We start from the raw sequence: 26589 nt of genomic DNA, 5'->3' as shown, positions 1-26589 counted from the left end.
GTGGCCCACTCTGCGTGACACCGGGAACAACGGGGAGCACCTGACTTCCGGGTCAGGCTGCCATCGCGTCCGCTCAGGCCGCAGCCGACGCATCGCGCCGCGAGCAGTGACTCGGCCCGCTCCTGAGGCCTGATGGCCTTCAACGCGCGCTGTCGCTGCTGCCCCTTGGCCACACCCTGCTTGGCCTTTACGCGCCCGCGTTGCACCGCGAGGATCCGATGCATCTGCTGCCGGGCCTTCGGATCAGAGCAGCTCTTTGCGACGCGTGAGCCTTGCCTCAGCAGGTCCCATGCGGCCCGAGAATCGCCAGCGCTGATCGCGCGATCCACAGAGAGCAGGATCGAGATCAGGCGATCTTCGGGAGCGACCGAAGAACCAGGCCTGCTGGCGCGTTCGCTGCCCGCCGGCACGTTTCGTCCAGCTCGCTGGTCGTTGGTGGTCACCGCACTGGCCCCTGACCGAAGCTTCGTTGCCGGTCGTCGTCATCCAGCCGTCGTAGGTGATCCAGTAGCACCTCCACCTCTGCGGCAGCTGGCGACTCCGAGCCGTACGCTTGATGGACATCGCGCAGGAGGTCACCAAGTTGGCGTCGCGCCTCGGTCACCTCGCCAACGCCGGCCACAAGCATGGCGACCTGTTGCCGCAGCAGGAACAGTTCCGGTGAACCCGGGGACATCACCCGCTGCTCCTCGGCCAGCAACGCTCGCAACTCGGCCAGCGCGGACGTCCCTTCACCCAGCTCCGCCTGGCAGACGGCTGCCTGCTGCCGGCATTGCCAGATCAGCTCCTGGTCCGGCACTGGGCGCGCGGCCAGGTCGGGGATGAGGCGCTGGAACTCCGGCAGTGCCTGCCGGAACGCCCCGGCAAGGACGTACAGGTTGGCAAGGTGGAGCCGCAGCTCCAGGATCTTCGGCTGCTTGGCACCGGACCCTTTCCGGGTCGGACGCAACGCCGTTCTGAGCAGTTCGGCGGCTTGGGTGAACCGCTCCTCCTCGGCGAGCTCCCAGGCGCGCTCCTCGACCTCGGTCAACTCGTCGAGGGACAACGGCTCGACGGCCTCCGGCGCCGAGCGCGGCTGGACGATGTCCACCCTGGTCGGCGCCAGCGGTGCGCGGGGCGGTAGCGGACCGAACGGGTAACGGTATGGCATGGTCGGATCGACAGACTGTCCATCGGCGACCATCACCGCCAGGTCGTCGGCCACGCCGGGCTCGACCACTCCGAGCGGCGCCAGGAGCTCGTACACCTCGGCGGCGGACCCGGGCCGGTCCTGCGGGTCCTTGGCGAGCAAGTGGGCGACGAGCCGCACGAGCACGTCGGGCACACCGGCGCGATGTTCGGTGACCGACGGGATGGGGTCGTTCATGTGGCGGTGCAGCAGGCCGAGCGCGCTGTCCGCGCGGTACGGCGGCTCGCCGGTCAGCAGCTCGAACAGCACGCAGCCCAGCGCGTAGAGGTCGGCCCGCGGCCCGACGGCGCTGTTGAGCGCCTGCTCGGGCGCCATGTAGGTGGGCGTGCCGAGGGTGTGGCTGGTGGCGGTCAGCCGGGGCACATCCGGGCCGAGCAGCGCCGCCACCCCGAAGTCGAGGACTTTGACCGATCCCGTCGGGGTGACCATAAGGTTCTGCGGCTTGAGGTCGCGATGCACCAGGGAGGCGGCGTGTGCGACAGCGAGCACCGAGCAGATCTGCGCGCCGATGGCGGCTGCCCACGGCACGGCGAGCCGGCCACGCTCGGCGATCAGCTCGGAAAGGAGCAAGCCCGGTACGAGCTGCATGACGATGTAGACGTCGTCGCCGTGGTGGCCGACGTCGTGGACGCTAGGCACCCCGGGGTGGTCCAGCCGGGCGGTGACTCGCGCCTCCCGCATGAAGCGTTCGACGGCGTTGTCCCGCTCGTTCTCAGGGATGGTGAGCTTGCGAAGGAACTTGATGGCGACGGGCCGGTCGAGCTTCTCGTCGAAACCACCCCACACCTCCCCCATGCCGCCATGACCGAGCGGGTACGTCAGCTCGTACCGGTCGGCGACGCGCTCCTGCGCCCGCATCAATCCCCCCACTGCGCGTCCCGGCCAATTGCCACTGTCAATGCCGCTAGTGCTTGCCACCGTACAAGTCATTCAGTTCTCGATAGGCGTCGAGCCTGAGCGCTCAGGCGATGCCCTTGCGGCTGCGAATCATCTGGTACGCCTGCCGGCGTGCGAACTGGTTGAGCTGCGACCGCAGGCTCTCGTCGTCCAGGTAGCGCTGCATCAGCTTGCCGTTGTCGTCATGGCGGGACAGGATTACGTCCTCGATGCGCTTGTCGCAGACAACACCGAAGTTGCTCTCGTCGTTGACCATCGCGGCGGCTTCGAGGGTGCCATCCTCGGCCAAGGCGACGATCTGCTGCTCGACCCAGACCTTGTCCGACTCGCCCAGACCGATGCCGAACCGGTCGTTGAACGCGTCGATCAGCTCGGAGAGCACAACCTTTTCCAGGTCGCGCTGCCCGCCCGCTGCCCCGCCGAGGAAACCCGGCAGCATCTGCTCGCCCTCGGGTGACAGCGACGCGTCGTGCTCGCCGGTCTTGCTGACCCGCAGGTGGGTCAACTCCACCTCGCCGATGTCGACGGACGGGTCCTGCCGGCGGGGCAGCCGGTTGAGCAGCGCACGCCCGTACAGGTAGAGCCGTTCCAGGTCTTCGTCGTGGTACGGCACGACCTGGCTGAGGAACGCGTACATCCGGGTGTAGTCGCGCAGCGAGGACCGGAAGGTGTCCGCGGCCTCGGGGTCGTCGGCGGCCAGCGCGTTGAAGCGCTGCACGGCCGGCTCGGTGAAGCGGTAGAGGGCGCCGTGCGCCCGCTGTAGCGCGGTGTCGCTGGTTGCCTTCTGCTCGGCGGCGAGCAGGGCTTCGACGTATGCCTGCATCTCCGAGTCGACCAGGACCGGGTAGGCCGTCACTGCGTTCTGGGCGGTGTAGAGCAGGTTGGGGTCGGTTGGCGTGGTGGCGGCAGTTTCGAAGTACGGCTTGAACTGCTCGGCGATGTCGCCGGCCTCGTTGACGAAGTCCAGAACGAACACGTCACCCTGGGCCTTGAGGGGATGGGTGCGGTTGAGCCTGGACAGGGTCTGCACGGCGGCAACGTTCTTGAGCAGCTTGTCGACGTACATCGTGGTGAGCAGCGGCTGGTCGAAGCCGGTCTGGTACTTCTCGGCGACGACCAGGATCTTGTACTCGATGTCCTGCTTGGCCTTCGGGGTGCCGGCGTGCTTGTCATCGGCAGCGGTATAGGCGAACCGCTCGGGCAGCTCGCCCTCGCTGAACCCGTTGCTCCGTGCTTCGGTGTGCTCGACACCGTCGACCTCCAGGTCGCCGGAGAAGGCGACCAGGGAGTCGCAGCCGACGTAGCCCTGCATCTCGACGTACTTCTTGATGGCGGTGTGCAGGCGGACGGCGGCCTCGCGGGAGCTGGTGACCACCATGGCCTTGGCGCGGTTGCCCAGGCGAGGGGCGGTGTGCTTGCGGAAGTGCTCGACGATGATCTCGGCCTTCTGGGCCTGCATAGTGGGGTGCAGGCTGGCGAAGCGGGCGAGTTGGGCGCCGGCCTTCTTCGGGTCGACCTCAGGGTCGTCGGGGTTGGCGTTGGCCAGCTTCCAGTACGACTTGTAGGTCAGGTAGTTGCGCAGCACGTCGAGGATGAAGCCCTCGTCGATGGCCTGCCGCATCGAATACGTGTGAAACGGCTGCGGGTTGCCGGTGACCGGGTGCGGCGTGCCGAAGAGTTCGAGGGTCTTCGGCTTTGGCGTGGCGGTGAACGCGAAGTACGACAGCGTCTCGTGTCGGCCCCGGGCCAGTGCCGACGCGGTGAGCAGGTCGCCCGACTCGTCCACGTCGTCGCTGCCGAGCTTCAGCAGCACCTTCTTCAGGGCGGCGGCCGAGTCACCGGACTGCGACGAGTGCGCCTCATCGACGATGACGGCGAACCGCTTGCCCTTGAGCCCCTGCACCTGGTTGAGGATGTAGGGGAACTTCTGCATGGTGGTGATGACGACCTTGGCCGTCTCGCCCTGGAGGGCGGCGGCGAGCTGGGCGGAGTCCTTGTCGATCCGCTGCACCACGCCAGGGACGTGCTCGAACTGGAAGACGGTGTCCTGCAACTGCCGGTCCAGCACCACCCGGTCGGTGATGATGATGACCTTGTCGAAGACCGGCTCGTTCGGGCGCAGTCGTTCGTCGTCGACCTCGGGCGCGGTGTGCAGGCTCGACAGCCGGTGCGCCAGCCAGGCGATGGTGTTCGACTTCCCCGACCCGGCCGAGTGCATGACCAGGTAGTTGTGTCCGGAGCCGTTGCGGGCCGCGTGGTCGGTGAGCTGGGTGACCGCATGCCACTGGTGGTAGCGCGGGAAGATCAGCGCCTTGGATTCCTTGTCGGTGTGCAGGAACCGCCGGACCAGGTCCATCCACGTGTCCGGGTGCCAGATCTGCTCCCAGAGGTAGGAGCTGCGGTAGCCGCTCTCGCCCGCCGGAGGGTTGCCGGCGCCGCCGGAGACGCCCGGTCCGTCGGAGCCGGTGTTGAAGGGCAGGAACCGGGTCTTGTCGGCGGCCAGCTTCGTCGTGACGAAGACCAGGTCGGGATCCACGGCGAAGTGCACTAGGGTACGCCGCGCGAAGAGCAGTTCCTTCGGGTCGCGGGTCTCCCGGTACTGCTTCTTGGCGTCCTGGACGGTCTGCCCAGTGAGCGGGTTCTTCAGCTCGGCCGTCGCAAGCGGAATGCCGTTGACGAAGAGGACTAGGTCGAGGGTGTTGTTGTTACTCGCCGAGTAGGCGAGCTGCCGGGTGACGGTGAGGCGGTTGGCGCGGTAGAGCTTCAGCGCGTCATCGGTGATGGCGTGGGCGGGCTTGAAGTAGGCGAGCCGGATGAGGACGCCCTTGTCCTTGACGCCACGGCGCAGGACGTCGAGCGGCCCACGCTCGTCGATTTGCTTGGCGAGGTATTGGGCGAACTGCCGCTGCGCTACGTCCGGATCGTTCCCGTGGTACGCCAACAGCTTCGTCCAACCGTCGGGCTGGGTCGCGCCGATGAACGCGAAGAGCTCGGCGCTGTCGAGCCCCAGGAGTCGGTCGTAGTTGCTGGGCGTTCCGGGACGCCAGCCCGAGCCGAACATGGCTCCCTCAATGGCCTTCTCGAAAGACTTCTCCTGGTGCACAGCGCTCATACGCCCGCCCCCCGAGCCGCTTCCACATCGATCTCGCCGTTCACGGCGGCTGTAACAAGCGCCTGGCGTCGCTCGGTCAACATCTGGACCTGCCTTACGAACAGCTCGTTAAGCTGCCGCACATGCTCCGTCACCTCATCCAACTCACTAACGATTCGATTTTGGGTAACGCGATCAGGGAACGGGAAACGATGAGACCTTAACTGCTCACCAGTTAAATGTCCTATCGTCGTGGTGTTCCCTTCCGCAGAGAAGACATCGAGCGCTGCAGCAGCCTTTAGACAGTAGAACAGCCAGCGAACGGAACTTCTACCGCGGGAGCGCGCGCGATGAAGCGCCTTCTGGTAGTAGATTTCCTCTACCGATCCATCCCAAATCGCAGACCGCCCGGGCTGACCTCCTTCGCAAATCAACAAATCCCCAGCACGAACCAGGTACCGCTGGCGTTCATGCGGCGGGAAGTTCATTTCTAAGAGATCTTCGGTCGTGATTCGATCCCACTGTACGTTAGTGTTTCGGAGGTAGGGCTTGAGATGGTCCCCGCGCGCCCTTTCCTGGTTGAGCATCTTGCCAAGCAGCACCTCGAACTGACTCGTTACCGACAGAACGGGCCAGCTAACGGGAACATCGCCAAGCCACCCGACTCCGCTATGGCGGCGGTGTCCACGCTCAGCCGCTCCCCTGATCGCATGGAAAATCCTCGAATACTCCCGCTCCTCGAGCAAAGCCATCTGTTTCCGCCGACTCTTCACAACACCATCAATCCGCGAACTCTCCCCATCGAGGAAGTCAGCAATCCGCCGCTGATCTTGTAGGTCTGGCAATGGCACCTGAAGATTGGCGAAGTCCTCGAAATCAATGGTCTTACCTTGACGGATACCCTGTGCAATGTTCGCAAGCTGAGCCAGAAAGCGCGCCGATCGGAAATAGTACTTGTAATATCGGTGATCAACTTCTAGCCCCGGCCGAAAGACCGTGTAGGCCGGGCTAACGAGGCCCCGGACACTCGACGACGAAAATCCATGCTGAAACGACCGCAGGCCGATGACGAAGTCGTTAGGCTCCACAAGCTTGTAATTAGAAACATCGTCGGTAGGGTTCCACACCGACTGCTCAAGGTTCTCCCGCAGCTCCACGCCGTCCTTCGTGGCAGAAGCCAGGGGCGCAACCACTCTCCGAACATCACGGCGCCTAAAAATGAACTTTGCTCTGACCCACTTCATATTCACTTTGCCACCTCGCCAAGCAGTCGCTTGATATCGGCCTCCACAGAGGCGATCTCGGCGTCAATTTCGGCAAGCGGTCGAGGTGGAGTGTAAATATAGAAGTGGCGCGTCAGCGGGATCTCGTACCCGATCTTAGTCTTGGACTCGTCGATCCATGCGTCTCGAACGTGCCGCAGCACCTCCCGTTCAAGGTACTCATGGACGTCCTGGTTCAGCGGCACGTTTTCGTAGTCCCGCAAGTCCGGGTCCGCAAACGGCTTTCCCTTGCGGTCGGTTTGCACTTCCCCCGCCGGGTCGCTGACTGAGAACGCCTCCCACACGGCCTTCTCCACCGGCGCTGGCATCTCGCCCAGCCCGACCAGCTTCATCGCGAACTCGGCTCGGCTCGTCGCCTGCGTGCCGATCAGCGTCTTCGCCGTTGACAGCAGTGCTTCGCGCTCGGTGTACCGAAGAACGGCCTTAGCGTCGGCGAGCAGCGCAAGCGTTTCCTCGGTGACTTCAAAGCGGAGTCGGAGCGGGCGCTCGACGGTAATCCGCTGATAGCCGAAGTCCGTGGTCTCGAAAACCCTGACCTTACCGTGCTGCGAGTGGGCGGGGTCGGCGGCGACGGTCAGCGCGCCTACGTATGCCCCGGTCAGGTCGGCAATCTGTTCCTCGGTGATCTGCTTGCGCTTCTCACCCAGACCCTTGCGCATTTTCGTCCAGCAGTCGCGGCCGTCGAGCAGCACGACCGTGCGACGGCGAGCCGGGTCCTTGCGGTTGGTGAGGATCCAGAAGTACGTGGAGATGCCGGTGTTGTAGAAGAGTTGGTCGGGCAGGGCCACGATGCCCTCCAGGAGGTCGTTCTCCAGGATCCAGCGGCGAATCTCCGACTCACCCGACCCCGCGGCACCGGTGAACAGCGGCGAGCCGTTGAAGACGATCGCCAGCCGGCTACCGCCGTCCTCGGGCCGCTTCATCTTCGAGATCATGTGCTGAAGGAAGAGCAGCGAGCCGTCGTTGATCCGCGGCAGCCCGGCGCCGAACCGGCCGGCGTGGCCGCGGGCGTGCTCGGCCTTGATAAACGCCTCAACCTTCTTCCACTCCACGCCGAACGGCGGGTTGGCCAGCATGTAGTCGAAGCGCTCGTCCTCGTGGCCGTCCTGGCTGAACGAGTTGCCGTAGGCGATCTTCGTCGGGTCGCCGCCCTTGAGCATCATGTCGGAGCGGCAGATCGCGTACGTCTCGCCGTTGAGCTCCTGCCCGTACACCTCGACGGTGGCGTGTGGGTTGTGCGCCTGAATGTGGTCCTGGGCCTCACTGAGCATGCCGCCGGTGCCACAGGCCGGGTCGTAGACCTTACGAACGATGCCCGGGGTGACCAGGTCGTCCTCGTCGGGGGCGAGCAGCAGGTTGACCATCAGCTTGATGACCTCGCGCGGGGTGAAGTGCTCACCGGCGGTCTCGTTGCTGATTTCGGAGAAGCGACGGATCAGCTCCTCGAAGACGTAGCCCATCTGGTGGTTGGAGACCACGTCCGGGTGCAGGTCGATGTCGGCGAACTTCGCGACCACCTGATAGAGCAGACCGGCCTCGGCGAGGCGGCTGATCTGGGTGTCGAAGCCGTACTTCTCCAGAACGTCGACCGCACCGGGCGAGAAGCCGCCGATGTAGGCGCGCAGGTTGAGCGCGACGTGGTCCTGGTCGCCGAGCAGCTTGCGGAAGGACATCTCGCTGGTGTTGTAGAACGACAGCCCAGCGGTCTTGCGCAGCACCGGGTCCATGTTCTGCACGCCCAAGTCCCTGAGCTGCGCGTGGCGCGCGAGCACCGCGTCCTTTGTCGGTTCCAGCACGCAGTCGAGCCGACGCAGCACGGTCAGGGGAAGGATCACCCGGCCGTACTCGGACTGCTTGTAGTCGCCGCGGAGCAGGTCAGCCACAGACCAGATGAAGTTCGCGAGCTCTTGGTGCTTGGTACTCACCAGTTTCCTTTCGATTGCCTTAAGTCAGGAGTATTGCTGCTGGCCGGCGTCGTCGGGGTCCCCCACTCGGTGGAGATGATCAACCGAGTGTCAGCGGGTCGTCGCTGGCCGAGTGGTCCTGTCTCGCTAGGTTCGCGAGCATGAGTCGCCGTGTAACGATCTCCGTCCCTGATGACGTGGCCGAGCAGCTCGATGCGCTCCCGGCCCGCCAGGTTTCCGCGTATGTCACCGAAGCACTGCGCCGCCGTCGGATATTTGACGGCACGCGGGCGGCGCTGGAGGCGACTGGGCACGACGGTCCGGGGTCACCGCGGGTCGTCCGGTCGGATTGACCCGCGCGCCAGGCCGTCGGCGGTGAGTTGCGCCAGCTCCGCCCCCAGTGAGGCGGCCTGCCGGATCGCCGACTCGAAGGCGTCAAGGCGCCGGAACGCGTCCCCGTGCGCCCGCTGCTCGCCCAGCGACAGCCTCCGCACCTGCGCCCGTCGAATGTCGAACCGCATCGTGCCCGACAGACTCGACGACTGCTTCTCGTTGGCCGACGTGCGGAGCTGACCGGCCAGGAACCACGGATCCAACGCCGTCGGATTCGGCCGCAGTAGGTACAGGTTGCGTCCCAACAACGCTCCCTCGGCGGTGACCACCCGGGCGGTGAGCTGCCGCGCGATCATCGGCACCACCACGTCCCCCACCGCGAGGGCGATCTCCTGCCCGAACCGGTCGTCCACCCGTCCGGACGCCTCCACCCCGGCGAGCACGTCCTGCACGGTGAGTACCGGCGGCCCGTCTGGTCCGGGTGTGGAGGTGCCGGCGCGCACCGGGCCGATCAGTTGCAGCGCCCCGGTCTTCGCCAACTCCCCAACGGTGAGGAAGAGACCGTCCGGCCCGTCGGGCGCGGGCGTGACCTGCGGCAGCAGCGCCGGTAGCTCGCCGACGATCGCGGCCAGTCGCTCTCTGGTTCGTACCAGATGCTCTCCTGAAGCCTCGCCCACGACGGCGGGTTGCCGGCGTGCGGGGGTGAGGTCGACCTCCTCGTCGAGCAGTTCGATGACCGGGACCGCACGGGCGAACCCGGCCTCTTCGACGTCGCCGTCGGGGGCGGCGGCGAAGGCCCGCCACGCGGCCAGCACGCGCGGCGCGGTGTCGGGCAGGTCGCCACTGGCGGCGTCGATCAGCAGCGCCCGCGCCGGTGGCGGCGCGTCGGTCGCGGCGCGTCGCAGCACCCACAGATGCAGGGGTACGCCGTGCGGCGCTGCGACGCCCGGTGGGAGCGCGATGACGGCGCGCAGGTGGCCTCGGCGCAGTAGTTCGCCGCGAATCCGTTTGCCGGCGCGGCGGCTGGCGACGGTGGGCGGCATCAGCAGGACGGCGTGCCCGCCGACCCGCAGATGGGCCAGGGCGTGTTGCGCCCACGCCAGCTCCGGTTCGGTGCGGGGTGTGGTGCCGACAATCCAGCGGGGGTCGTGGCCGAGTTCATCGTCGCCCCAGTTGGTGGCGCCGAACGGTGGGTGACAGACGACGGCGTCGACGGCGCGGCCGGCGAAGGCGTCGGTGCGCAGTGAGTCGCCGGCGCAGACCTCCCCGGGTACGTCGTGCAGGGCCAACCACAAGCCGGCGAGCCTGGCGAGGTCCTCGTCGAGTTCCTGCCCGTACACGGAGGTGCTGCCGGCGCGGACGGCGGCTCGCAGGACGGCGCCGGAGCCGGCGGCCGGGTCGAGGACTGAGCCGCCGCCGACGTTGGCGAGCCCGATCATCAGGTCGGCGAGATCGTCGGGGGTGGCGAAGGGGCGGCCGGGGCCTGGAGCGGAAAACCGCTGCCACAGCTCGTCGAACGCACCCTGCGGGCCCAAGTCGTCGGCGAGGGCGTCGATGTCGGGCAGCAGCGGCGCGAGTTGCACGTCGGGGCGGCCGGTTCGGGAGCCGCGTGAACGGGCCAGCAGGAGGGCGCCGACGGCGGCGAGGCCGGCGGCCGGGGTGTCGCTGGCCGCGGCGAGGTGCCGCCAGAGCCGGTCGGCGGTGGCCAGCTCGGGGAGCTTGCCCTGGGCGCGGAGCCACTGCTCGACCTGGATCAGGTCGAACTCCGGGCTCGCCGTCGTCCCGCTCACCGGGGTGGGGAAGTCGGAGTGCCGTTTACGCCAGTTGCTGACTGCAGCGCGACCGACGCCGGCGAGCCGGGCGATCTCCGCTGCCGTGATGGTCGGGTTCTCCTGCACCCCGAGAGTCTCGCACGTATGTCAAGCACGAGATTGTCTGTTGACACCGTTCTCGGACGATGCTCTCATTGACGCCGCAACGTTCACATCAGGAGGGACAACGATGCGCAAGACCACGACTCTCGCTCTGATCGCCACCGGCCTCATCGCCCTGGGCTGCGGCTCCGGCGCCGCCGACAAGGCGGGCAACTCCGGCGGCGACGGCAAGGCGAGCGGCTCTACCAGCGACGAAGGCGGCGCCAAGGCCGAGGAGAAGCCGGCGAAGACCGCCAAGATCGGTCAGCCGGCCCGGGATGGGAAGTTCGAGTTCACGGTCAAGTCGTCCAAGTGCGGCGTCGCCAAGATCGGCACCGACATGCTCGGCGCGAAGGCGCAGGGCCAGTTCTGCCTGGTCACGGTCAACGTGAAGAACATCGGCAAGGAAGCGCAGATGTTCGACGGCAGCAGCCAGAAGGCGTACGCGGCCGACGGCACCGAGTACTCCGCCGACTCCGGCGCGGCGATCTACGCGAACAAGAACGCCGAGACGTTCCTCAACGACATCAACCCCGGTAACCAGGTGACCGGCGTCGTGGTCTTCGACATCCCGAAGAACGTCAAGATCACCAAGCTCGAGCTGCACGACTCGATGTTCTCCGGCGGCGTCACCGTCACCCTCGGCTGACCTTTCCGCTTCCGCACCGGGGCGGGCACCGATCTGCCCGCCCCGGCGTCCCCGGCTGTTCACACCACGCCGCTTGTTCACAGAGGAGTCCTGCCGTGACCGACCCGACCACCCCGATGCCGGCGGGCGAGCCCGCCGACCCGTCGCAGCCTCAGGTCCCGCCCACTGCCGATCCGACGTCCACTACCCCTGCGGGCGGCATGCTGCTCGGCGCCCCTGTCCCGGCCACGCCTGGCAAGAGGTCCCACGTCCGGGCGTGGGCGGTGGGTGGTCTCGCCCTGGTCATCGCCCTCTGCTGCGGCGGTGCGGTCATCGGGGCGGTGAGTAGCGATGACGGGAAACCCTCGACCGGCGCGAGCTCCAGCAGCCCCACCCCCGCCGCCACGACGGCGTCGCCGACCACTGCGGCCCCGACGACGGCGGCTCCGACCAGCGCCCCGCCGACGACGGCGGCGGCTCCGACCACGACCCCGCCGGCGCCCAAGCCAAAGGTGATCAAGGGGCGGGGTGATGACGTGGTGCGGATTCCCGAGCTGACCGACCTGGCCGTCGTGAAGTTCACCTGTCGATGCAGCAGCAACACGGTCTTGCGCAGTGACGGGCCCGACGGCCTGCTGGTCAACGCGATCGGCTCGTACAGCGGCAAGCGCTGGATCAACCTTGAGGACGGTGCGCTCACCACTCAGTTCGAGGTCGAGGCGACGGGCAGTTGGACCCTGAGCATCGGATCGGTGGACCAGATGGCCACCAAGGCCCCTTCAGGAAAGGCGTCGGGGAAGGGCGACAACGTCATCGTCCTCGGCGGAGAGGCCAGCGCGGTGAAGATCACCCACTCCCGGGGCAGCTCCAACTTCGTGGTGCACGCCTACTCGCTGGAGACCGGCGAGGGCGGCCTGCTGGTCAACGAGATCGGCGGTTACTCGGGAGTCCGTCCGCTGACGGCGCCGGCGCTCGTGCAGGTGACGGCAGACGGCAGCTGGACCATCGCACCCGCTTGATTCATCTACGCCCTCAGCTTTGTAGCGCGCTACAAGCTCTTTCTCCCCGTGAGACGTCAGGAGGCGTCGTGCGTCCCGATGAGTTCCTCCGCACCCTGGCCCTGTTCCCTCCTCCCCTGCACGACCGCGCTCTCACCCTGCGCGCCTTCACCCGCCCCACCCACTGCGACGACTGCCAGCGCATCGGCGACGCGTCCGCCTGGCCCTCACCGCCGCCCACTACGACGAGCTGACCTCCGCCAGCGAGCTGCTCGACACCGCCGAGCGGCTGGCCGTCGACCACGACATCCACCGCCGGTCCGGCGACGAACCGCAGCGCGGTCGCGGTCGGGTGGTCCGCTGGGCGACGACGTCCGCGCCGCTGGTAGCCGCGACCGACGCCAGCTGGAAGGGCCGCGTCGGCGGCATCGGGTACGTCGTCAGCGATGGCCACTACGGGCTGCTCGGTCGGGGCACCGGTCGGCTCGACCCGACCGGCCGATCCCGTGTGCTCGTCAACGAACTCCGCGCGGTCGACTATCTCCTCGCCGGGTATGACGAGGCACCAGCGGGATTGACCGTGCTGCTGGACAGCCTGACGGCTGTGCGGTACCTGCACCGCTGGCAGGCCGGCGAGACCGACGCGATGCCCACCGGCTACAGCCTGCGGCAGCGCCGCTGGTCAAACAAGCCGACCCTGGTCCGGCTCGCCGAGCAGGTGGCCCGCCGTCCCGACCTGACGTTCGCGCACGTCAAGGGGCACAGCGGCCACGCCCTCAACGAGGCCGCCGACGGCCTGTCGCACATGGCCCGCCGCCGGCGGGAGGAGTCCTTCGACCTGCGCCCGCGGGCACACGCCCTGGTCGACGCGTTCCTGCGCGACTGGCACGCGAACGCGACGGTCTGACCCGCGCAACCGCGGTAGCCCACACATCCACCGCTCCCCCCGGGCGGGCCGACCAGCCGTCGGTCCGCGGACACCACACGCCTGGAGACGACAATGACAGAGCCTCCGCAGCCCACCACACCCCTGATCGAGTTGATCTTCGACCGACTCGCCGCCACTGACGTACCGACCGAGACCGCCGAACTGGTCCTCGCCGCGCTGACCAGCAATGACGACCTGACCGCAGCCCTCGCCGGCACTCCCGCCCGGCTCGACCCCCGCTCCCCCGCCGGAGACGGTCCAACCGAACGGATCTGGCTGAAGTCCGTGACCGTCGCCGGCTTCCGGGGCGTCGGCCCGGAGCGGACCCTCCAGGTCGACCCGGGCCCGGGCCTCACTCTGGTCGTGGGCCGCAACGGCTCCGGCAAGTCGAGCTTCGCCGAGGCCGTCGAGCTCGCCCTGACCGGTGACAGCGCCAGGTGGGCCGACAAGACGAGCGTCTGGCGTACGGGATGGCGCAACCTGCACAACCCGGACCCGTGCTGGGTCGACGTGGAACTGCGGGTCGACGGTGTGGCCACGCCGACCCGGGTGCACAGGGCCTGGCCGGTCGGGGCCGAGCTGGCCGACGCCGAGGTGACGGTCACCAGCGCCCAGGGTCGGCACACCTGCCTGTCCGAGCTGGGTCTGGCCCGTCCACTGGAGCTGTACCGGCCGTTCCTCACCGCCGCCGAGCTGGGCAAGCTCGCCGCCGGCACGCAGAGCCAGCTCTTCGACGCGCTCTTTGCGATCCTCGGTCTGGACGCGCTCACCGACGCCGACCAGCGTCTGCTGCGCGCCACCCGGCCGCACGACACGATCGTCAAGGAGGTACGTGGACAGCGTGCCGCCCTGGTCAACGCACTCACTGACATCGCCGACGACCGGGCCCGACGGACCGCCGCACTGCTGCGCGGCCGGGGCGCTGTCGACCTCGGTGCGGTGACGGCGATCCTCGACGAGCCGGACGAGGCGACCACCGACCAGCAGGTGCTGCTCTGCCGGGAACTCGCCGACCTCGCCCCGCCGCCGGTCGACGAGGTGACCCGGCTGGCCGGCCAGCTGCGGGAGGCGGCGGGCGAAGCCCTGCGGTACGACGGTGGCCGGTCCCGGGCCGCGTTGCGCAGCGCCGAACTGCTCCGCCTCGCCCTCGAACATCACGAGGACGAGGGCGACGGGTCGTGCCCGGTCTGCGCCACCGGCACCCTCGACAGTGGCTGGCGTACCGCCGCCGCGCAATCGCTCACCGAGCTGCGGCAGCGCAGTGTCGCCGCCCAGACCGCGGCGACCCGGCTCACGGCTCTGCTGCGGCAGACGCACCACCTGATCGACGACCTCGCGGTGCCCGAGGGGCCGGGGTCGGAGGCGGCGGTCGGGGCGCTGCGGGACGCCGTCGTGGCGCTGCGGCGCGTACCCGGGGATCCGGCCGACCTGGCCGACCATCTGGCCGCGCGGTACCCGGCTGTGGTGACGGCGGCGGACGCGGTCCGCGCGTACGCGGAAGGGTTTCTGCGGCAGCGCGACACCGGTTGGCGGGCGACGGCTGCCGACGTGCGCGAGTGGGTGGCCGCCGCCGACGGGCTTGCGGCGCGGGAGGCGACCCTTGCCCGGTTGAAGGCCGCGCGCGCCTGGCTGAAGGACGCCGGTACGGCGATCCGCAACGAGCGGGTCGCGCCGTTCGCCGGGCACTCGCAGCGGATCTGGGCGCAGCTACGGCAGGAGAGCAACGTCGAGCTGGGGTCGATGACGTTGGAAGGCGCGAACACCCGGCGGCGGGTGGTCTTCCCGGTCAGCGTGGACGGCGCCGACAACGGCACGGCGCTGGGTGTGATGAGTCAGGGTGAGATGCAGGCGCTCGGGCTGGCGACGTTCCTGCCGCGCAGCTGCGCCTCGGAGAGCCCGTTCCGGTTCATCGTGGTCGACGACCCGGTGCAGAGCATGGATCCGTCGAAGGTGGACGGCCTCGCACGGGTGCTCGCCGAGCTGGCCGAGCAGTGGCAGGTGGTGGTCTTCACCCACGACACCCGGCTGCCGGACGCGGTGCGCCGACTCGACCTGGGCAGGGCACGGGTCATCGAGGTGACCCGCGCGGAACGGTCGGTGGTGACGTTGCGGCCCGGCTCCGACCCGGTGACCCGTTACCTCGACGACGCGTACGCGCTGGCGCGCAACGAGGAGATCCCCGCAGAGGTACGCGGGCCGGTGGTCGCGGAGCTGTGTCGCTCGGCGCTGGAGGCGGCCTGCCATCGGGCGGTCTGGCGGACCCGGGTGGCGCGGGGCGTACCGCACGCCGACATCGAGAGCGCGATCGAGGACGCGTCCCGGCGGGTCGCCACCACCGTCGCTCTGGCGGCGTTCGACGACGCGGACAAGGGCGGTGACGTGCTCGGCTGGCTCGGCCGCCGGCACGGACGACGGGCTGTCAACGCGTACCAGGCATGTCGGGAGGGCGTGCACGGGGCGTACCTGGGGGGCCTGCCCGGCCTGGTTACGGACGCCCGCCTCCTCGCGGCGGCGCTGTCGTGACCGCGCCGACGCCACAGCGCTGCCTGGCGGCGGCCGACCAGCTGCTGCGCGGGGCCGGTCTGCTCGGCGTCGCGGCGGTGTCCGCCGGCTGGTGGCCACGGGCCTGCGCCTGCCTGATCCGGCTCGCCCTCGAAGGCGGGATCGACGCCTACTGGCGGTCGGTCAAGCCGAGCGTCGCGGCCTGCCGGCAGGGCCGCGCGAAGCAGTTGATGCTGCGTGGCCGGCTCGGCCCGGGTGCCGAAACCGCCCGCCGGGTGGCGTTCGCCTGGGCGACGCTCTCCGCCGCCGCGCACCACCACTGCTATGAGCTGGCTCCTACGGCGGCGGAACTGCGACGCCTGCACGCCGAGGTGACCACCCTGCTCGCGCGACTCCAGCCGACCGCCAGCACCAGGAACTGATGCCCGATGACTCATCCAACCAAGAGGGATACGCGCGTTGACCCGCTCACATCACACGAATGATCTGTTCAGCTACTCGCGTTTGGACAATACGCGCGACGAGGCACCTCTCCGGGTGAGCCGCCGTGTCCACGCTGACACTTACTGTGATTCTCCCCGATGTCGATCATGAGGGATGCGGGATGGCAGAACCTGAGGAATCCGAGAGCGAACTTTCCATACCCGTCGACTACGTGCCCGGCGCACGCGGTCACGCCGTTCTCGCCGTCGGTCCCGACACGGCCGGCGCCGAGGCCGTGGCTGTGTGGCGGCTCAGCCCCACCGGACGTGCCGGCGGGGCGTGGGTGGTACGCCTCGACGAAGTCGCGCAAGACGACCAGTTCGCTCGAATCATGTGGATGCTGCAGGGGCGCTGCCTCGTCGGGTGGGACCGGGAAACGTCGACCATGATCCTGGACAGGATCGCCCACGTACTGCCGCAGGAACTGGTCAGCACGCTGCGGGGGTACGTGCTGACCAACCCTGAGCTCCTCACGGAGATCACTGAGCACCGATCCGCCTACGCCGAAGCGGTGGATCGGCAGCGTGCCGTGTCCACGTCAAAGCTCGCCCCGCTCGCCTGGCCCACCGAGGTGCCGGATCACGACGATCTGGCGATCCGGCTCGCCGTGCAGCCCCGCGCCGCCTCGCCGGTCGCCGGGACGGCGCTGGCTCTGACGTCTGCCGTCGCCATCACCGCTCAGCTCTGGCAGGACACCGAACAGGCGCGGTATCGCCGAAAGTATCTGCGCGCTCTTGGCGATCCACAGCCGTTGCCTCCACGGTGGCTGGCCTGGTTGCGTGCCGCCGCCGACAGCTCCGCTCCGGCCACGATCTGAGGAGTCGACCCGACGTGTACGCAGTTATCGACTTGGAGACGACGGGCCTGCGCACCAGTTGGCATGACCGTGTGGTCGAGGTCGCCGTCATCCACCTCGACGGCGCCGGGCAGGTGACGCACGAGTGGTGCAGCCTGGTCAACCCCGACCGGGACCTCGGGCCGCAACTCATCCATGGCATCTCGGCCGCCGAGGCACGGCGCGCACCGGAGTTCAGTCGGCTCGCCGGCCACCTCGCCAGCCTCCTTCGCGGGAGGGTGCTGGTCGCTCACAACCTGCACTTCGACGCCACCTTCCTCCTCGCCGAGTACCGGCGACTGCGGATTGAACCGCCAATCAGCCCGGCAGAGGGACTGTGCACCATGCGGCTCGCCGCGCACTTCCTCCCGTCGGCCGGCCGCAGCCTGCATGACTGCTGTCGCGCCGCGGGGTTGCCGCCGCACCAGGCACACTCCGCCCTGCATGACGCGCGAGCGGCCGCGCACCTTCTGGCCCGCTATCTGCGGGACGCGGGAACGCCGCCGCCGTGGACGTCCGTCCTTGACGCCGCTGCGGCTGCCCCTTGGCCGCCCTTGACTGCCGAAGCAGTGGTGCCGGTGCCCCGGCGAGGCCCGGGGCACCACACGGAACACTTCCTGGCTCGTCTGGTGGACCGGCTTCCGCGGCTCCGTGAACCGCAGGGTGACGCGTACCTGGACCTGCTCGACCGGGCGCTGCTTGACCGGCACATCTCCGCCAATGAGGCGGACGCACTCGTCGCCACTGCCGAGGAGCTCGGCCTCGCCCGTGTCGACGTCGACCACCTGCACCGCACCTATCTGGCGAGTCTGGCGGCGGTGGCGATCGAGGACAACGTCCTCACGTCGGCCGAACGCCACGACCTGGACCAGGTTGCCTCGTTGCTCGGGCTGCAGGCCTCCGATGTCGACCACGCCCTCAAGATCGCTCGCGATACTGGCACGGCCCGGCCGCACACCAACGTCTGGCGGCTCCAAGCCGGCGACGTGGTGGTCTTCACCGGGGCGATGGAACCACCACGGTGGTCCTGGGAAGAGAACGCTCGGGCGGCAGGGCTTCAGGTCGGCGACAACGTCACCAAGAAGACCCGCCTCCTGGTGGCCGCCGACCCCGACTCGATGTCCGGCAAGGCCAAGAAGGCCCGCCAGTACGACGTTCCGGTCGTGCACCCCATCGCGTTCCAGGACATGCTCGCCGACCTCGGTCGGTAGTGCGCATTCAACGAGCTAGGAGTTCAAGGCATGGCAACAGACGCCCTCGATGGACCGGATCCAGAAGCAGCCGTACCCGGGCAGCGAGTCCTCGACCTCCTGGATAAAGCGATCGCCCTCCAGAGCCCACTGGTGCGAAAGAACATCGCCCGAGCCCGCCAGCGGAACCCGGAGGCGACACCAGCAGAGGTAATCGGCAATCTGGAGCGGATGTACGTCAGCGCCCTGACCGGGACAGGTGCTGCCGTTGGAGGAGCTGCGGCGGCGCCCGGCGTCGGCACGGGCGTCGCACTGGCGCTGTCGGCCGGCGAGTTTCTCTCATCTCTTGAGCTGAGCGCCCTCTTCGCGCTCTCGATCGCCGAAGTCCACGGCGTCCGCATCGACGAGATCGAACGCCGTCGAACGATCGTGATGGGAATCATGCTTGGCGGGTCCGGCTCTGCGACCATCACCAAGGTCGCAGAGCGGACAGGGCAACACTGGGGACGTCAGATTGTCGCCAAGGTACCTCTACAGACGTTGCGTCAGATCAACAAGGTCCTGGGAAGACACTTCATCACGAAGTACGGGACCAAGCAGGGAATCATCGTTCTCGGTCGGATGGCACCGTTCGGCATCGGCGCCGTGATTGGTGGGGGTGCCAACGCTGCCCTCGCCACTCTGGCCGTGCGGGCCGGTCGTCGCGCCTTTGGCCCACCCCCGCCTACGTGGCAGCCAGCTGACGCAGGGCACTCCGCCGACGTCCCGCGGGTAGGGTCCGATCATGACGATTCCCCACCTGACCGCCGCTGACGGCACCACTTTGCCGGCGATCGGGCTCGGCACGTACCAGCTGAACGGCTCGGCGGGAGTCGATGCGATCGGCCACGCGATCCGGGCGGGTTACCGGCTGATCGACTCGGCGGTGAACTACGAGAACGAGGGCGCGGTGGGTCGGGCCGTACGGGCTGCCGGCGGCGTACGCGACGAGTTGATTGTGACGTCCAAGCTGCCGGGGCGGCACCACCGTTTCGACGAGGCGTTGACCACCATCGAGGAGAGTGTGTTCCGCACCGGTCTCGACCGGGTCGACCTCTACCTGATCCACTGGCCGAACCCGAACGTCGACAGGTACGTGCAGGCGTGGCGGGCGCTTATCGAGGCGCGCGAGCGTGGCCTGGTACGGCACATCGGCCTGTCGAACTTCCTGCCGGAGCACATCGACCGGTTGGTGGCCGAGACGGGGGTCGCTCCGGTGGTCAACCAGATCGAGGTGCATCCGTACTTCCCGCAGCAGGAGGCGATCGACTACCACCGGGAGCACGGGATCCTCGTGCAGGGTTGGAGTCCGCTCGGGCACGGCAACGACCTGCAACAGCACCGCACGATCGTGGAGATCGCGTCCGCCCACGGCGTCAGCCCGGCGCAGACCATCCTCGCCTGGCACGTGGCGCGCCAGGTGATTCCGCTGCCCAAGGCGGCCTCCCCGCAGCGGCAGGTCGAGAACCTGGACGTCTTCGGCGTCACGCTCACCGACGCCGAGGTGGAAGCCATCACCGCCTTGGGTCGCCCCGACGGGCGGCTCGCGGACCAGGACCCGGCGGTGTACGAGGAGTTCTGACCGCCCGAGTCCGCTGTTGCGTGCTCGACGGACGTGACGACATCGACCGGGTGCGGTGACGCGGCTGTCGACGGCAGATGGCCATAATTGGGCCGTCCGGGAGCACCCCGACGTACCGTGAGGTCGTGCCGACGAGAAACGTACTCACCAAGGCTGACCTGGCTGAACTGCGCCGCTCGGCGCTCGGGGCGGCCGATCCGCTGGGTGTCGCCGCCGACCTGGCCGAGGCCGCCGAGCAGGGCCGCCTGGAGGATCCGGACGACGCCGGTGACGCGCTGACGCTTGCCGCCGAGATCGCGGAGATCCGGGCCAGGCCGGATGCCGCGCTGCGGTACGCGGACGAGGCGTTGCAGGCGTACCCGTCGGGTGATGATCCTCGGGCCGGGGTGGCGCGCGCGTTGCGGGCGCGGGCCCTGTTCCGGGCCGGTGGTCGGGACGACGAGGCGATGGCGGAGCTGACGGCGCTGCGTCCGTTGCTGCTCACGCAGCCCGACGCGTCGGCGTACCTGAGCGCGGCGCTGGACGCCGGCGGTCGTTCGTCGATCGCTGAGACGTGGTTGAGCGAGGCGGTCGACGGCCTGCTCGGTGAGCGCGGCACGGCGGCCGACCCGGAGGTCGGTCCGCCGGACGCGCCCGGCGTGATTTTCTTCCTCCTGCAACAGCGCCATCGGGTACGCCGGAATCTCAACCTGCCGCACGACCGGCAGGACGACCTGGCCGACCGGCTGGAGAACCAGCTCGTCCGGCGGGCGTCGGAGCGTCAGGGCGGCGATTCGGATCTGCTCCTGTGGCGCCGGGAAGAGTTCGACCGTCTGCTCGCCGAGCACGCCGAGCTGACCGACGTGTACGGACCGGACTGGGACGCGCACCGCGCGCGGCTGGAGAAGGCGCTGGTCCAGTTGGCGAGCGCCGGCCGCACGGGGTTGGGTGTGTTCGTCGCGACGGTGGCCGGGTTGGACGCGTTCGCCAGGCGCCGCGACGGGGACCCGTCCGATCCGCAGATCCGGGCCGGCTACGCGGCCGAGGTGGCGGCGCGGCCCAGCGCCCGGTTGCCCTGGCCGCCGGAGCGCAACGACGCCTGCTGGTGCGGCTCGGGCCTGAAGTACAAGAAGGACTGCCTGCCGCGTTCCCGCAGCTGAGGGCACCTGTCAACGGGCGGTGGCACGACGCTGGTAGTGGCGGGCGACGCGGGCCCGGTTGCCGCAGGACGGCTTGCACCATTCCTGACGCGGGTGGTCCTTGACGAAGTAGCGGACGCAGCGCGGCGCGGGGCAGGCGCGCAACTCCGCCCGGGTGGGGCCGGCGAGGAACTCGACGACGGCGCGGGCCAGCCCGGCGGTGAGCGCCAGGCGCGCGTCGGCCGCCTCGCCCTGCCAGGTGAGGGACGGCGCGCTCTCGTCGGGCCAGGTCAGCACCGGCCGGACCGGCATCGCGGCGGCGGCCAGGTTGAGCCTGTCGACCGCCTCCTGCGGTGGCAGCAGCGCCGACGAGTCGGCCCGGCTGGGCGGGCCGGGCCGGACCGCCCGGGCGAAGAGGGTACGCGCGGCGCGGCGTACCGCCACCACGTCGAGCCGGGTCCGCTCGTCGCCGTGGATCGGGCACACGCCCGCGTACTCCCGCAGGGGTTCGGCCTGCTCGGCGAGCCAGGCGGTCAGGCCGGCGACGTCGACGAGGTCGTCGGCGACGCCACCGTTGCCGTCGTGCCGGATGGTGCTGACCAGGGCGAGCGCGAGCTGCGCCGACATGCGCGTCCTCTCCGTGGTGGCTTGTGCGGGCGACGGATGCGAGCGTACCTTCCCTAATGCCTTTAAGCGCAGCTAGCCATTAGGGGGCATCGTGCTGGTCGTCGCACACCTCAGTGACACCCACCTCGACAGCCATCCCCGGTCGGCCGAACGGACCGCCCGGGTGATGGACCATCTGCACGCCCTGCCGCGACCTGTCGACGCCATCCTGATCACCGGGGACATCGCCGACCACGGCGAGATCACCGAGTACGAGACGGCCGCGAGGCTCTTCGACTCTCCGCTGCCGGTCCTGGTCTGCCCGGGCAACCACGACGTGCGCGACGCGTACCGCAAGGGTCTGCTCGGCGACGACAGTGGTGGCACCGGCCCGATCAACACCCGCTACGACGTGGCCGGCGCGGTCTTCCTCCTGGCCGACTCCTCGGTGCCCGGCGAGGACCACGGCCACCTCGACGAGGAGACGATGACGTGGCTCACCGACGAGTTGGGCTCGGTGCCGGCGGGCACGCCGACGTTCGTCGCCCTGCACCATCCGCCGGTCGTGCTGCACCACCCGGTCATCGACCCGATGCGGCTGGTGCCGGCCGATCCGCTGGCCGAACTGGTCAGTGCCCACCCGCAGGTCGTCGCCGTGCTCACCGGGCACTTCCACACCGCAGCGGCGAGCACCTTCGCCGGCCGTCCACTGCGGATCGCGCCGGGTGTCGTCTCCACCCTCCGGATGCCCTGGGAGGGCCCGGGCCCGTTGACCACCCAGACCCAGCCGCCCGGCGTCGCCTTCCACGTGTACGACGACACCGGGCTGCTCACCACCCACTACCGGGTGGTGGTCTGAGCGTGCGGACGGTCGCCGTGCTCGGTTTCCTCGTCGCGGTCGCGCCGATCACCACCGCGCCGGGCACGAGCCTGACGCTTGTCGTCTCGCGGGTCGCCAGCGGCGGGCGGCGGCAGGGGTGGTGGGTGATTTTGGGTACGGTCACCGGGCTCTACGTGCACGCCACTCTCGCCGCCGCCGGCCTGGCCGCGCTCGTGCTCCGCTCGTCCCAGGCGTTCTGGGTCGTCAAACTCGTAGGTGCCGCCTACCTGGTCGGGCTCGGGGTCTGGCTGCTCTGGACCGCGTCCCGCCGACCCCCGGCGTCGCGGCGGCCATCGGAGGCGCGGGCACGGAGGCTGCCCTGGCGCGTCGACCACCCGTACCTTCAGGGACTGCTGGGCAACGTGCTGAACCCCAAGGCCGCCGCCATCTACCTCACCCTCGCACCACAGTTCCTCGAGCCGGGCCGACCGGTGCTCGTGCCGATGGTGCTGCTCGCCACGGCCCACGCCGCCCTGCACACCTGCTGGCTCGCCGGCTGGACAGTCGTCGCCGGCGCCGCCGCCCGGCTGCTGCGTACGGCAGGTGTCCGTCGCATCCTCGATCGGCTGGCCGGGATGATCCTGGTCGGTCTCGGTGTGCGGGCCGCGGTGACCTGAGGACACTGGATCCCCGCCGACGCCGTCTACCTGGCCGCGTTGCGCCGCGACAGCTGATTGCTGCACGATCGACGTCCACTCGACCCCACCCGAGGAGACGCCGATGTTCGAGGAGTTCATGGGCATCCCCGCCCACCCTCTCGTCCTGCACGCAGCGGTCGTGTTCGTGCCGCTGCTGGCTCTCCTGACGATCGGCTACGCGCTCGTCGCACCGATCCGGCCACACACGCGGTGGGTGCTGGGTCTGCTCGCCCTGGGCGCGCCGCTCGCCGCGCTGCTGGCGAAGCTCACAGGTGACGCCTTCTTCGAGCGGATGCGCTCCGCCAACCGGGTCACCCCGGAGTTCGTGCCGAAGCTGGAGGCGCACCAGGACTTCGGCGACCTCACCCTCTACGCCACGATCGGGTTGGCGGTGGTGGCGTTGGCGCTGGTCCGGTTCGTGCCGCCGCGCGCCACCGAGGGCGTACGCCCCGGTCGGCCGCTGACCCTGGCGTTGCAGGTGCTGTCGGTGGTCGCCGCGGGCGTCGCCGTCTACTACGTGATCCGTACCGGCGACTCCGGCGCGAAGGCGGTCTGGGAGGGCCAGTGACGACCGGTGGTGCGGCCCGATAGCTGTCACCACGCCCGGCGGGCAGTCTCCAATATGAACGAAAGCCGTATCCCCGTCCGAAGGGATCGACGGATCGCCCACCCGCACCTAGCATGACGGACGAATGGATCTTCACGATTCGTCCTGCCGAGACCCGGCTACCAGCCCGACCGAAGGGAGACGCGCATGCGTCGACCCCGCCATCTGGCCCTACTGAGCGTCGGTGTGTCCGGCGCCCTGGTGCTCAGCGCAGCCCCCACCGCGGCGGCGGCCCCGCCCACGGCCACCACGCCCACCGGCATCGTGGTCGCCGACGGCATGACCCAACCGGTGTTCTCGCTCGCCGACGCGATCGAGGAGCGGGTGTTCGTCCAGACCCCTGTGGACAGCGACCACGACGGCCGACCCGACCGCGTCGCGATCGACATCTCCCGCCCCCGGGAAACCGCCACCCAGGGCTTCAAGGTGCCTGTCATCTTCGAGCACAGCCCGTACCGCAAGGACACCTGGGACGAGGTGCCCTACCCGAGCGTGCTTGTCGACGACCTGCCGCAGAACGGCCTGACCGGCTCCGGACGTCGGGCGATGGACGTGGGCGCCCAGCGCGCCCAGGCGAAGGCCAACCTGCCCGGCTCGCTCGACGACTACTACGTGCCCCGCGGGTACGCGGTGGTGCTCGGCCAGAGCATCGGCACCGGCGACTCGGACGGCTGCCCCACCAGCGGCGACCAGGCCGAGACCCTCGGCACCAAGGCCGTCATCGACTGGCTCAACGGCCGCGCCAAGGGGTACGACGCGAACGGCGCCCCGGTCACCGCCGGCTGGACCACCGGCGCGGTCGGCATGACCGGCGTCTCCTACAACGGGACGCTGCCCAACCAGGTGGCCACCACCGGGGTCAAGGGACTGAAGACCATCGTGCCGGTCTCCGCCATCAGCAGCTGGTACGACTACTACCGCGCCAACGGTCTGGTCGTCGCACCCGGGACGTTCCAGGGTGAGGACCTCGACGTCCTGGCCCAGTACACGGCCGGGCAGGCACGGGCCGAGGGCACCTGCGCCGACGAACTCGCGAAGATCACCGAGGAGCAGGACCGGGCCACCGGTGACTACTCGCCGTTCTGGCGCGACCGCGACTACCTCGACGCCCGCGACGTCAAGGCGAGCGTCTTCGTCGTGCACGGCCTCAACGACTGGAACGTGAAGACCGGGCACTTCGCCAACTGGTGGGACCAACTCGCCGAGCGGGACGTACCCCGCAAGATCTGGCTGCACCAGGGCGGGCACGGCGGCCCCGGCAGCAGCGCGTCGGTCACGCTGCCCGACGGCCGCGCCTGGACGTACAAGCAGACCGAGAACCGCTGGTTCGACTTCTGGCTGTGGAACGTGCGCAACGGCATCATGGACGAGCCGACCGCCGTCATCCAGCGTGAGAACCGGGCCTACACCACGTACGCCAACTGGCCCGACCCGGGCGCACGGGACGTCGCGCTGCGGTTCGCCGCCACCGACACCACCGCTCCCGGCACGCTGACCACCGGCAAGCCGCCGAAGGCCAAGGTCGAGCAGCGTTTCGTCGACGAGGGCCGGACCATCCCGCCGGGCACCCTGGTGGCCAACCCGGACACGGCCAGCGCCAACCGACTCCCGTACCTCTCCCCCGCGCTGGCGCAGGACGTCCGGTTCTCCGGTCGCCCCGAGATGCGGCTGCGGATGGCCATCGACAACAAGCCGGACGCGAACCTCACCGCGTACCTGGTGGATTATGGTCCCGCCGGGTCGACCGCCGCGCCCACGGTGGTGACGCGCGGCTGGATGGACCCGCAGAACCGCAAGAGCGCCGACCGGACATCGCCGGTACGCCAGGGCAAGCTGTACGACTACAGGTGGACCATGGAGCCGAAGGACTACATCTTCCCGGCGGGCCACCGGATCGGCGTGGTCGTGTTCTCCACCGACCAGGAGTACACCCTGCTGCCACTGGGTGGCACCGAACTGCGGGTCGCGCCGAACGACAGTGAGCTGCGACTGCCTGTCGTCGGCGGGCGGGGCGCCCTCGGGTTCTGAGTCTCGCCATTGCGCCGCGGGTGGGGCAGTCCGACATGGTCGGGCTGCCCCACCCGCGTTGTCCGGTGTCGCTACGCCGGGCCGGGCCAGCCGGTCAAGATCCGCGCAGTTTCAGGGATGTTGCTGTGTCAGCGTGTCGTGAGGCAGCAGTTTCCCTGACGTTGTGGGGATCTTGGGGGTCGTGTCGGGTGGGTGATGGACCTCCGGCCGTGGTCATCCACGGCCGCCTCGGGTGCGGTCCGTTGCCTCGAGGCGCCATCTGGTGAGAGTGCCTGGTTCCGAGGGTGCTCGGGTGCGCAATCCGGTCTGGCGGCGAATGGGCGCGGTGTCCGGTTCGACGGATCCGGCGCGGTGGGCGCTGTCCGGTCTGGGTGTCCTTGTCCCGTGGCCGGCGCCACCGTGGCGGCGGAATCGGGGGCCGGGCGGGGTCGTTATACCTGGCATGCCGCCGCGACCTCGGGTCGTGGGGCGCCTCCCAGCACCACAAGCCGGGAGCCCGGGTGGACTGACCCGCCCCCCGGCACCGTTACACCCTTCCCGACGCCGGCCCCCCGGGGCCGCCGGGAGCGAAGACCTTTTCCCCCTTGCACGTGCGGCACGCCCACCCCCTTTGGCGTGCCGTGTATCCCCCGACATGCAGAGGAGCACGCCATCATGCGTACCGATCTGATTCGTAAGACCGCTCTGACCGCCGCTGGCCTGGCGTTCACCGGTGGCGCCATCGCCGGACCGGTGACCGCCGCCTTCGCCGCCCCGAACACCAGCAAGCCCGCGTCGCAGGCGCAGTCCGACCGCAAGGGCAACGGTGAGCGTCAGCTGGGCGTGCGCTACGAGGCCCAGCCGAACTTCTACTACTGCGGCCCCGCCGCCGCCCGCAACGCCCTGTCCGTGCAGGGCAAGGACATCAGCGTCGACGC

Annotated in this window: 21 protein-coding genes and 1 pseudogene; 16 read left to right on the top strand and 6 right to left on the bottom strand. The window is 69.2% G+C overall.

The features are described 5' to 3' along the window. Positions 1–439 precede the first annotated feature (439 nt). The 5 genes from ACFY1S_RS15660 to ACFY1S_RS15640 form a co-directional block, all read right to left on the bottom strand. Positions 440–2047 carry a serine/threonine-protein kinase gene (locus ACFY1S_RS15660; RefSeq protein ID WP_387117792.1) on the bottom strand — a complete coding sequence of 536 codons (1608 nt, stop codon included), beginning with the start codon at positions 2045–2047 and terminating at the stop codon, positions 440–442. Positions 2048–2150: 103 nt separating this feature from the next. After that, positions 2151–5198, bottom strand: a complete 3048-nt coding sequence (locus ACFY1S_RS15655) for a type I restriction endonuclease subunit R (protein WP_387117789.1) — start codon at positions 5196–5198, stop codon at positions 2151–2153. Next, positions 5195–6334: a restriction endonuclease subunit S gene (locus ACFY1S_RS15650; RefSeq protein ID WP_387117786.1), complete on the bottom strand. Its 1140-nt coding sequence runs from the start codon at positions 6332–6334 to the stop codon at positions 5195–5197. The genes ACFY1S_RS15655 and ACFY1S_RS15650 overlap by 4 nt, the downstream gene beginning before the upstream one ends. Before the next feature lie 89 nt (positions 6335–6423). Next, positions 6424–8385, bottom strand: a complete 1962-nt coding sequence (locus ACFY1S_RS15645; protein ID WP_387117783.1) for an N-6 DNA methylase — start codon at positions 8383–8385, stop codon at positions 6424–6426. 305 nt (positions 8386–8690) lie between these two features. Continuing rightward, positions 8691–10595, bottom strand: a complete 1905-nt coding sequence (locus tag ACFY1S_RS15640) for an N-6 DNA methylase (protein ID WP_387117780.1) — start codon at positions 10593–10595, stop codon at positions 8691–8693. 103 nt (positions 10596–10698) lie between these two features. Between ACFY1S_RS15640 and ACFY1S_RS15635 the strand changes: the two genes are divergently transcribed. The 11 genes from ACFY1S_RS15635 to ACFY1S_RS15585 all read left to right on the top strand — a co-directional run bounded on the left by ACFY1S_RS15635 (position 10699) and on the right by ACFY1S_RS15585 (position 20934). Beyond that, on the top strand, positions 10699–11259 hold the full coding sequence (locus ACFY1S_RS15635) for a DUF4352 domain-containing protein (RefSeq protein WP_387117777.1): 561 nt from the start codon (positions 10699–10701) through the stop codon (positions 11257–11259). A gap of 95 nt (positions 11260–11354) precedes the next feature. Continuing rightward, entirely contained in the window at positions 11355–12257 is a 903-nt protein-coding gene (locus ACFY1S_RS15630) for a hypothetical protein (protein ID WP_387117774.1), read from the top strand. A gap of 68 nt (positions 12258–12325) precedes the next feature. Then, complete coding sequence (locus ACFY1S_RS15625; protein ID WP_387117771.1) at positions 12326–12490, top strand: hypothetical protein; 165 nt, start codon at positions 12326–12328, stop codon at positions 12488–12490. Between the two features lie 98 nt (positions 12491–12588). Then, a complete protein-coding gene (locus ACFY1S_RS15620) occupies positions 12589–13143 on the top strand; it encodes a ribonuclease HI (RefSeq protein WP_387117769.1) in 555 nt (184 codons plus the stop codon). A gap of 93 nt (positions 13144–13236) precedes the next feature. Next, positions 13237–15687: an AAA family ATPase gene (locus ACFY1S_RS15615; RefSeq protein WP_387117766.1), complete on the top strand. Its 2451-nt coding sequence runs from the start codon at positions 13237–13239 to the stop codon at positions 15685–15687. Continuing rightward, positions 15684–16088, top strand: coding sequence for a hypothetical protein (locus ACFY1S_RS15610; protein ID WP_387117763.1), 405 nt, complete (start codon positions 15684–15686; stop codon positions 16086–16088). Before ACFY1S_RS15615 ends, ACFY1S_RS15610 begins: the two co-directional genes overlap by 4 nt. Before the next feature lie 182 nt (positions 16089–16270). Next, positions 16271–16966 (top strand): DUF6218 family protein, encoded by a 696-nt coding sequence (locus ACFY1S_RS15605; protein ID WP_387117760.1) that lies wholly within the window; start codon positions 16271–16273, stop codon positions 16964–16966. A gap of 14 nt (positions 16967–16980) precedes the next feature. After that, complete coding sequence (locus tag ACFY1S_RS15600) at positions 16981–18195, top strand: exonuclease domain-containing protein (RefSeq protein WP_387117756.1); 1215 nt, start codon at positions 16981–16983, stop codon at positions 18193–18195. A gap of 30 nt (positions 18196–18225) precedes the next feature. Beyond that, positions 18226–18987, top strand: coding sequence for a hypothetical protein (locus ACFY1S_RS15595; RefSeq protein ID WP_387117753.1), 762 nt, complete (start codon positions 18226–18228; stop codon positions 18985–18987). Continuing rightward, the gene (locus ACFY1S_RS15590; protein WP_387117750.1) at positions 18959–19795 is read left to right on the top strand and encodes an aldo/keto reductase; all 837 of its coding nucleotides are present in this window, start codon (positions 18959–18961) and stop codon (positions 19793–19795) included. Before ACFY1S_RS15595 ends, ACFY1S_RS15590 begins: the two co-directional genes overlap by 29 nt. A 125-nt stretch (positions 19796–19920) precedes the next feature. Then, complete coding sequence (locus ACFY1S_RS15585; RefSeq protein ID WP_387117747.1) at positions 19921–20934, top strand: SEC-C domain-containing protein; 1014 nt, start codon at positions 19921–19923, stop codon at positions 20932–20934. Between the two features lie 9 nt (positions 20935–20943). Here ACFY1S_RS15585 and ACFY1S_RS15580 read toward each other — a convergent pair whose 3' ends face one another. Next, positions 20944–21540, bottom strand: a complete 597-nt coding sequence (locus tag ACFY1S_RS15580; protein ID WP_387117744.1) for a CGNR zinc finger domain-containing protein — start codon at positions 21538–21540, stop codon at positions 20944–20946. 91 nt (positions 21541–21631) lie between these two features. On the opposite strand from ACFY1S_RS15580, the gene ACFY1S_RS15575 reads away from it, so the two are divergent. The 5 genes and pseudogenes from ACFY1S_RS15575 to ACFY1S_RS15555 form a co-directional block, all read left to right on the top strand. After that, the gene (locus ACFY1S_RS15575) at positions 21632–22378 is read left to right on the top strand and encodes a metallophosphoesterase (RefSeq protein ID WP_387117741.1); all 747 of its coding nucleotides are present in this window, start codon (positions 21632–21634) and stop codon (positions 22376–22378) included. Between the two features lie 2 nt (positions 22379–22380). Further along, positions 22381–23016 carry a LysE family translocator gene (locus tag ACFY1S_RS15570; protein ID WP_387117738.1) on the top strand — a complete coding sequence of 212 codons (636 nt, stop codon included), beginning with the start codon at positions 22381–22383 and terminating at the stop codon, positions 23014–23016. A 103-nt stretch (positions 23017–23119) separates the two neighbouring features. Beyond that, a complete protein-coding gene (locus ACFY1S_RS15565; protein ID WP_387117735.1) occupies positions 23120–23605 on the top strand; it encodes a DUF2231 domain-containing protein in 486 nt (161 codons plus the stop codon). A gap of 186 nt (positions 23606–23791) precedes the next feature. Next, complete coding sequence (locus ACFY1S_RS15560; protein WP_387117732.1) at positions 23792–25672, top strand: Xaa-Pro dipeptidyl-peptidase; 1881 nt, start codon at positions 23792–23794, stop codon at positions 25670–25672. Between the two features lie 654 nt (positions 25673–26326). Then, positions 26327–26589: pseudogene (locus ACFY1S_RS15555) on the top strand (phytochelatin synthase); the annotation flags it as partial.

The sequence above is a fragment of the Micromonospora sp. NPDC000663 genome (genome assembly GCF_042898105.1).
GTDB lineage: Bacteria > Actinomycetota > Actinomycetes > Mycobacteriales > Micromonosporaceae > Micromonospora.
This window is presented reverse-complemented; position numbering and strand designations above follow the sequence as displayed.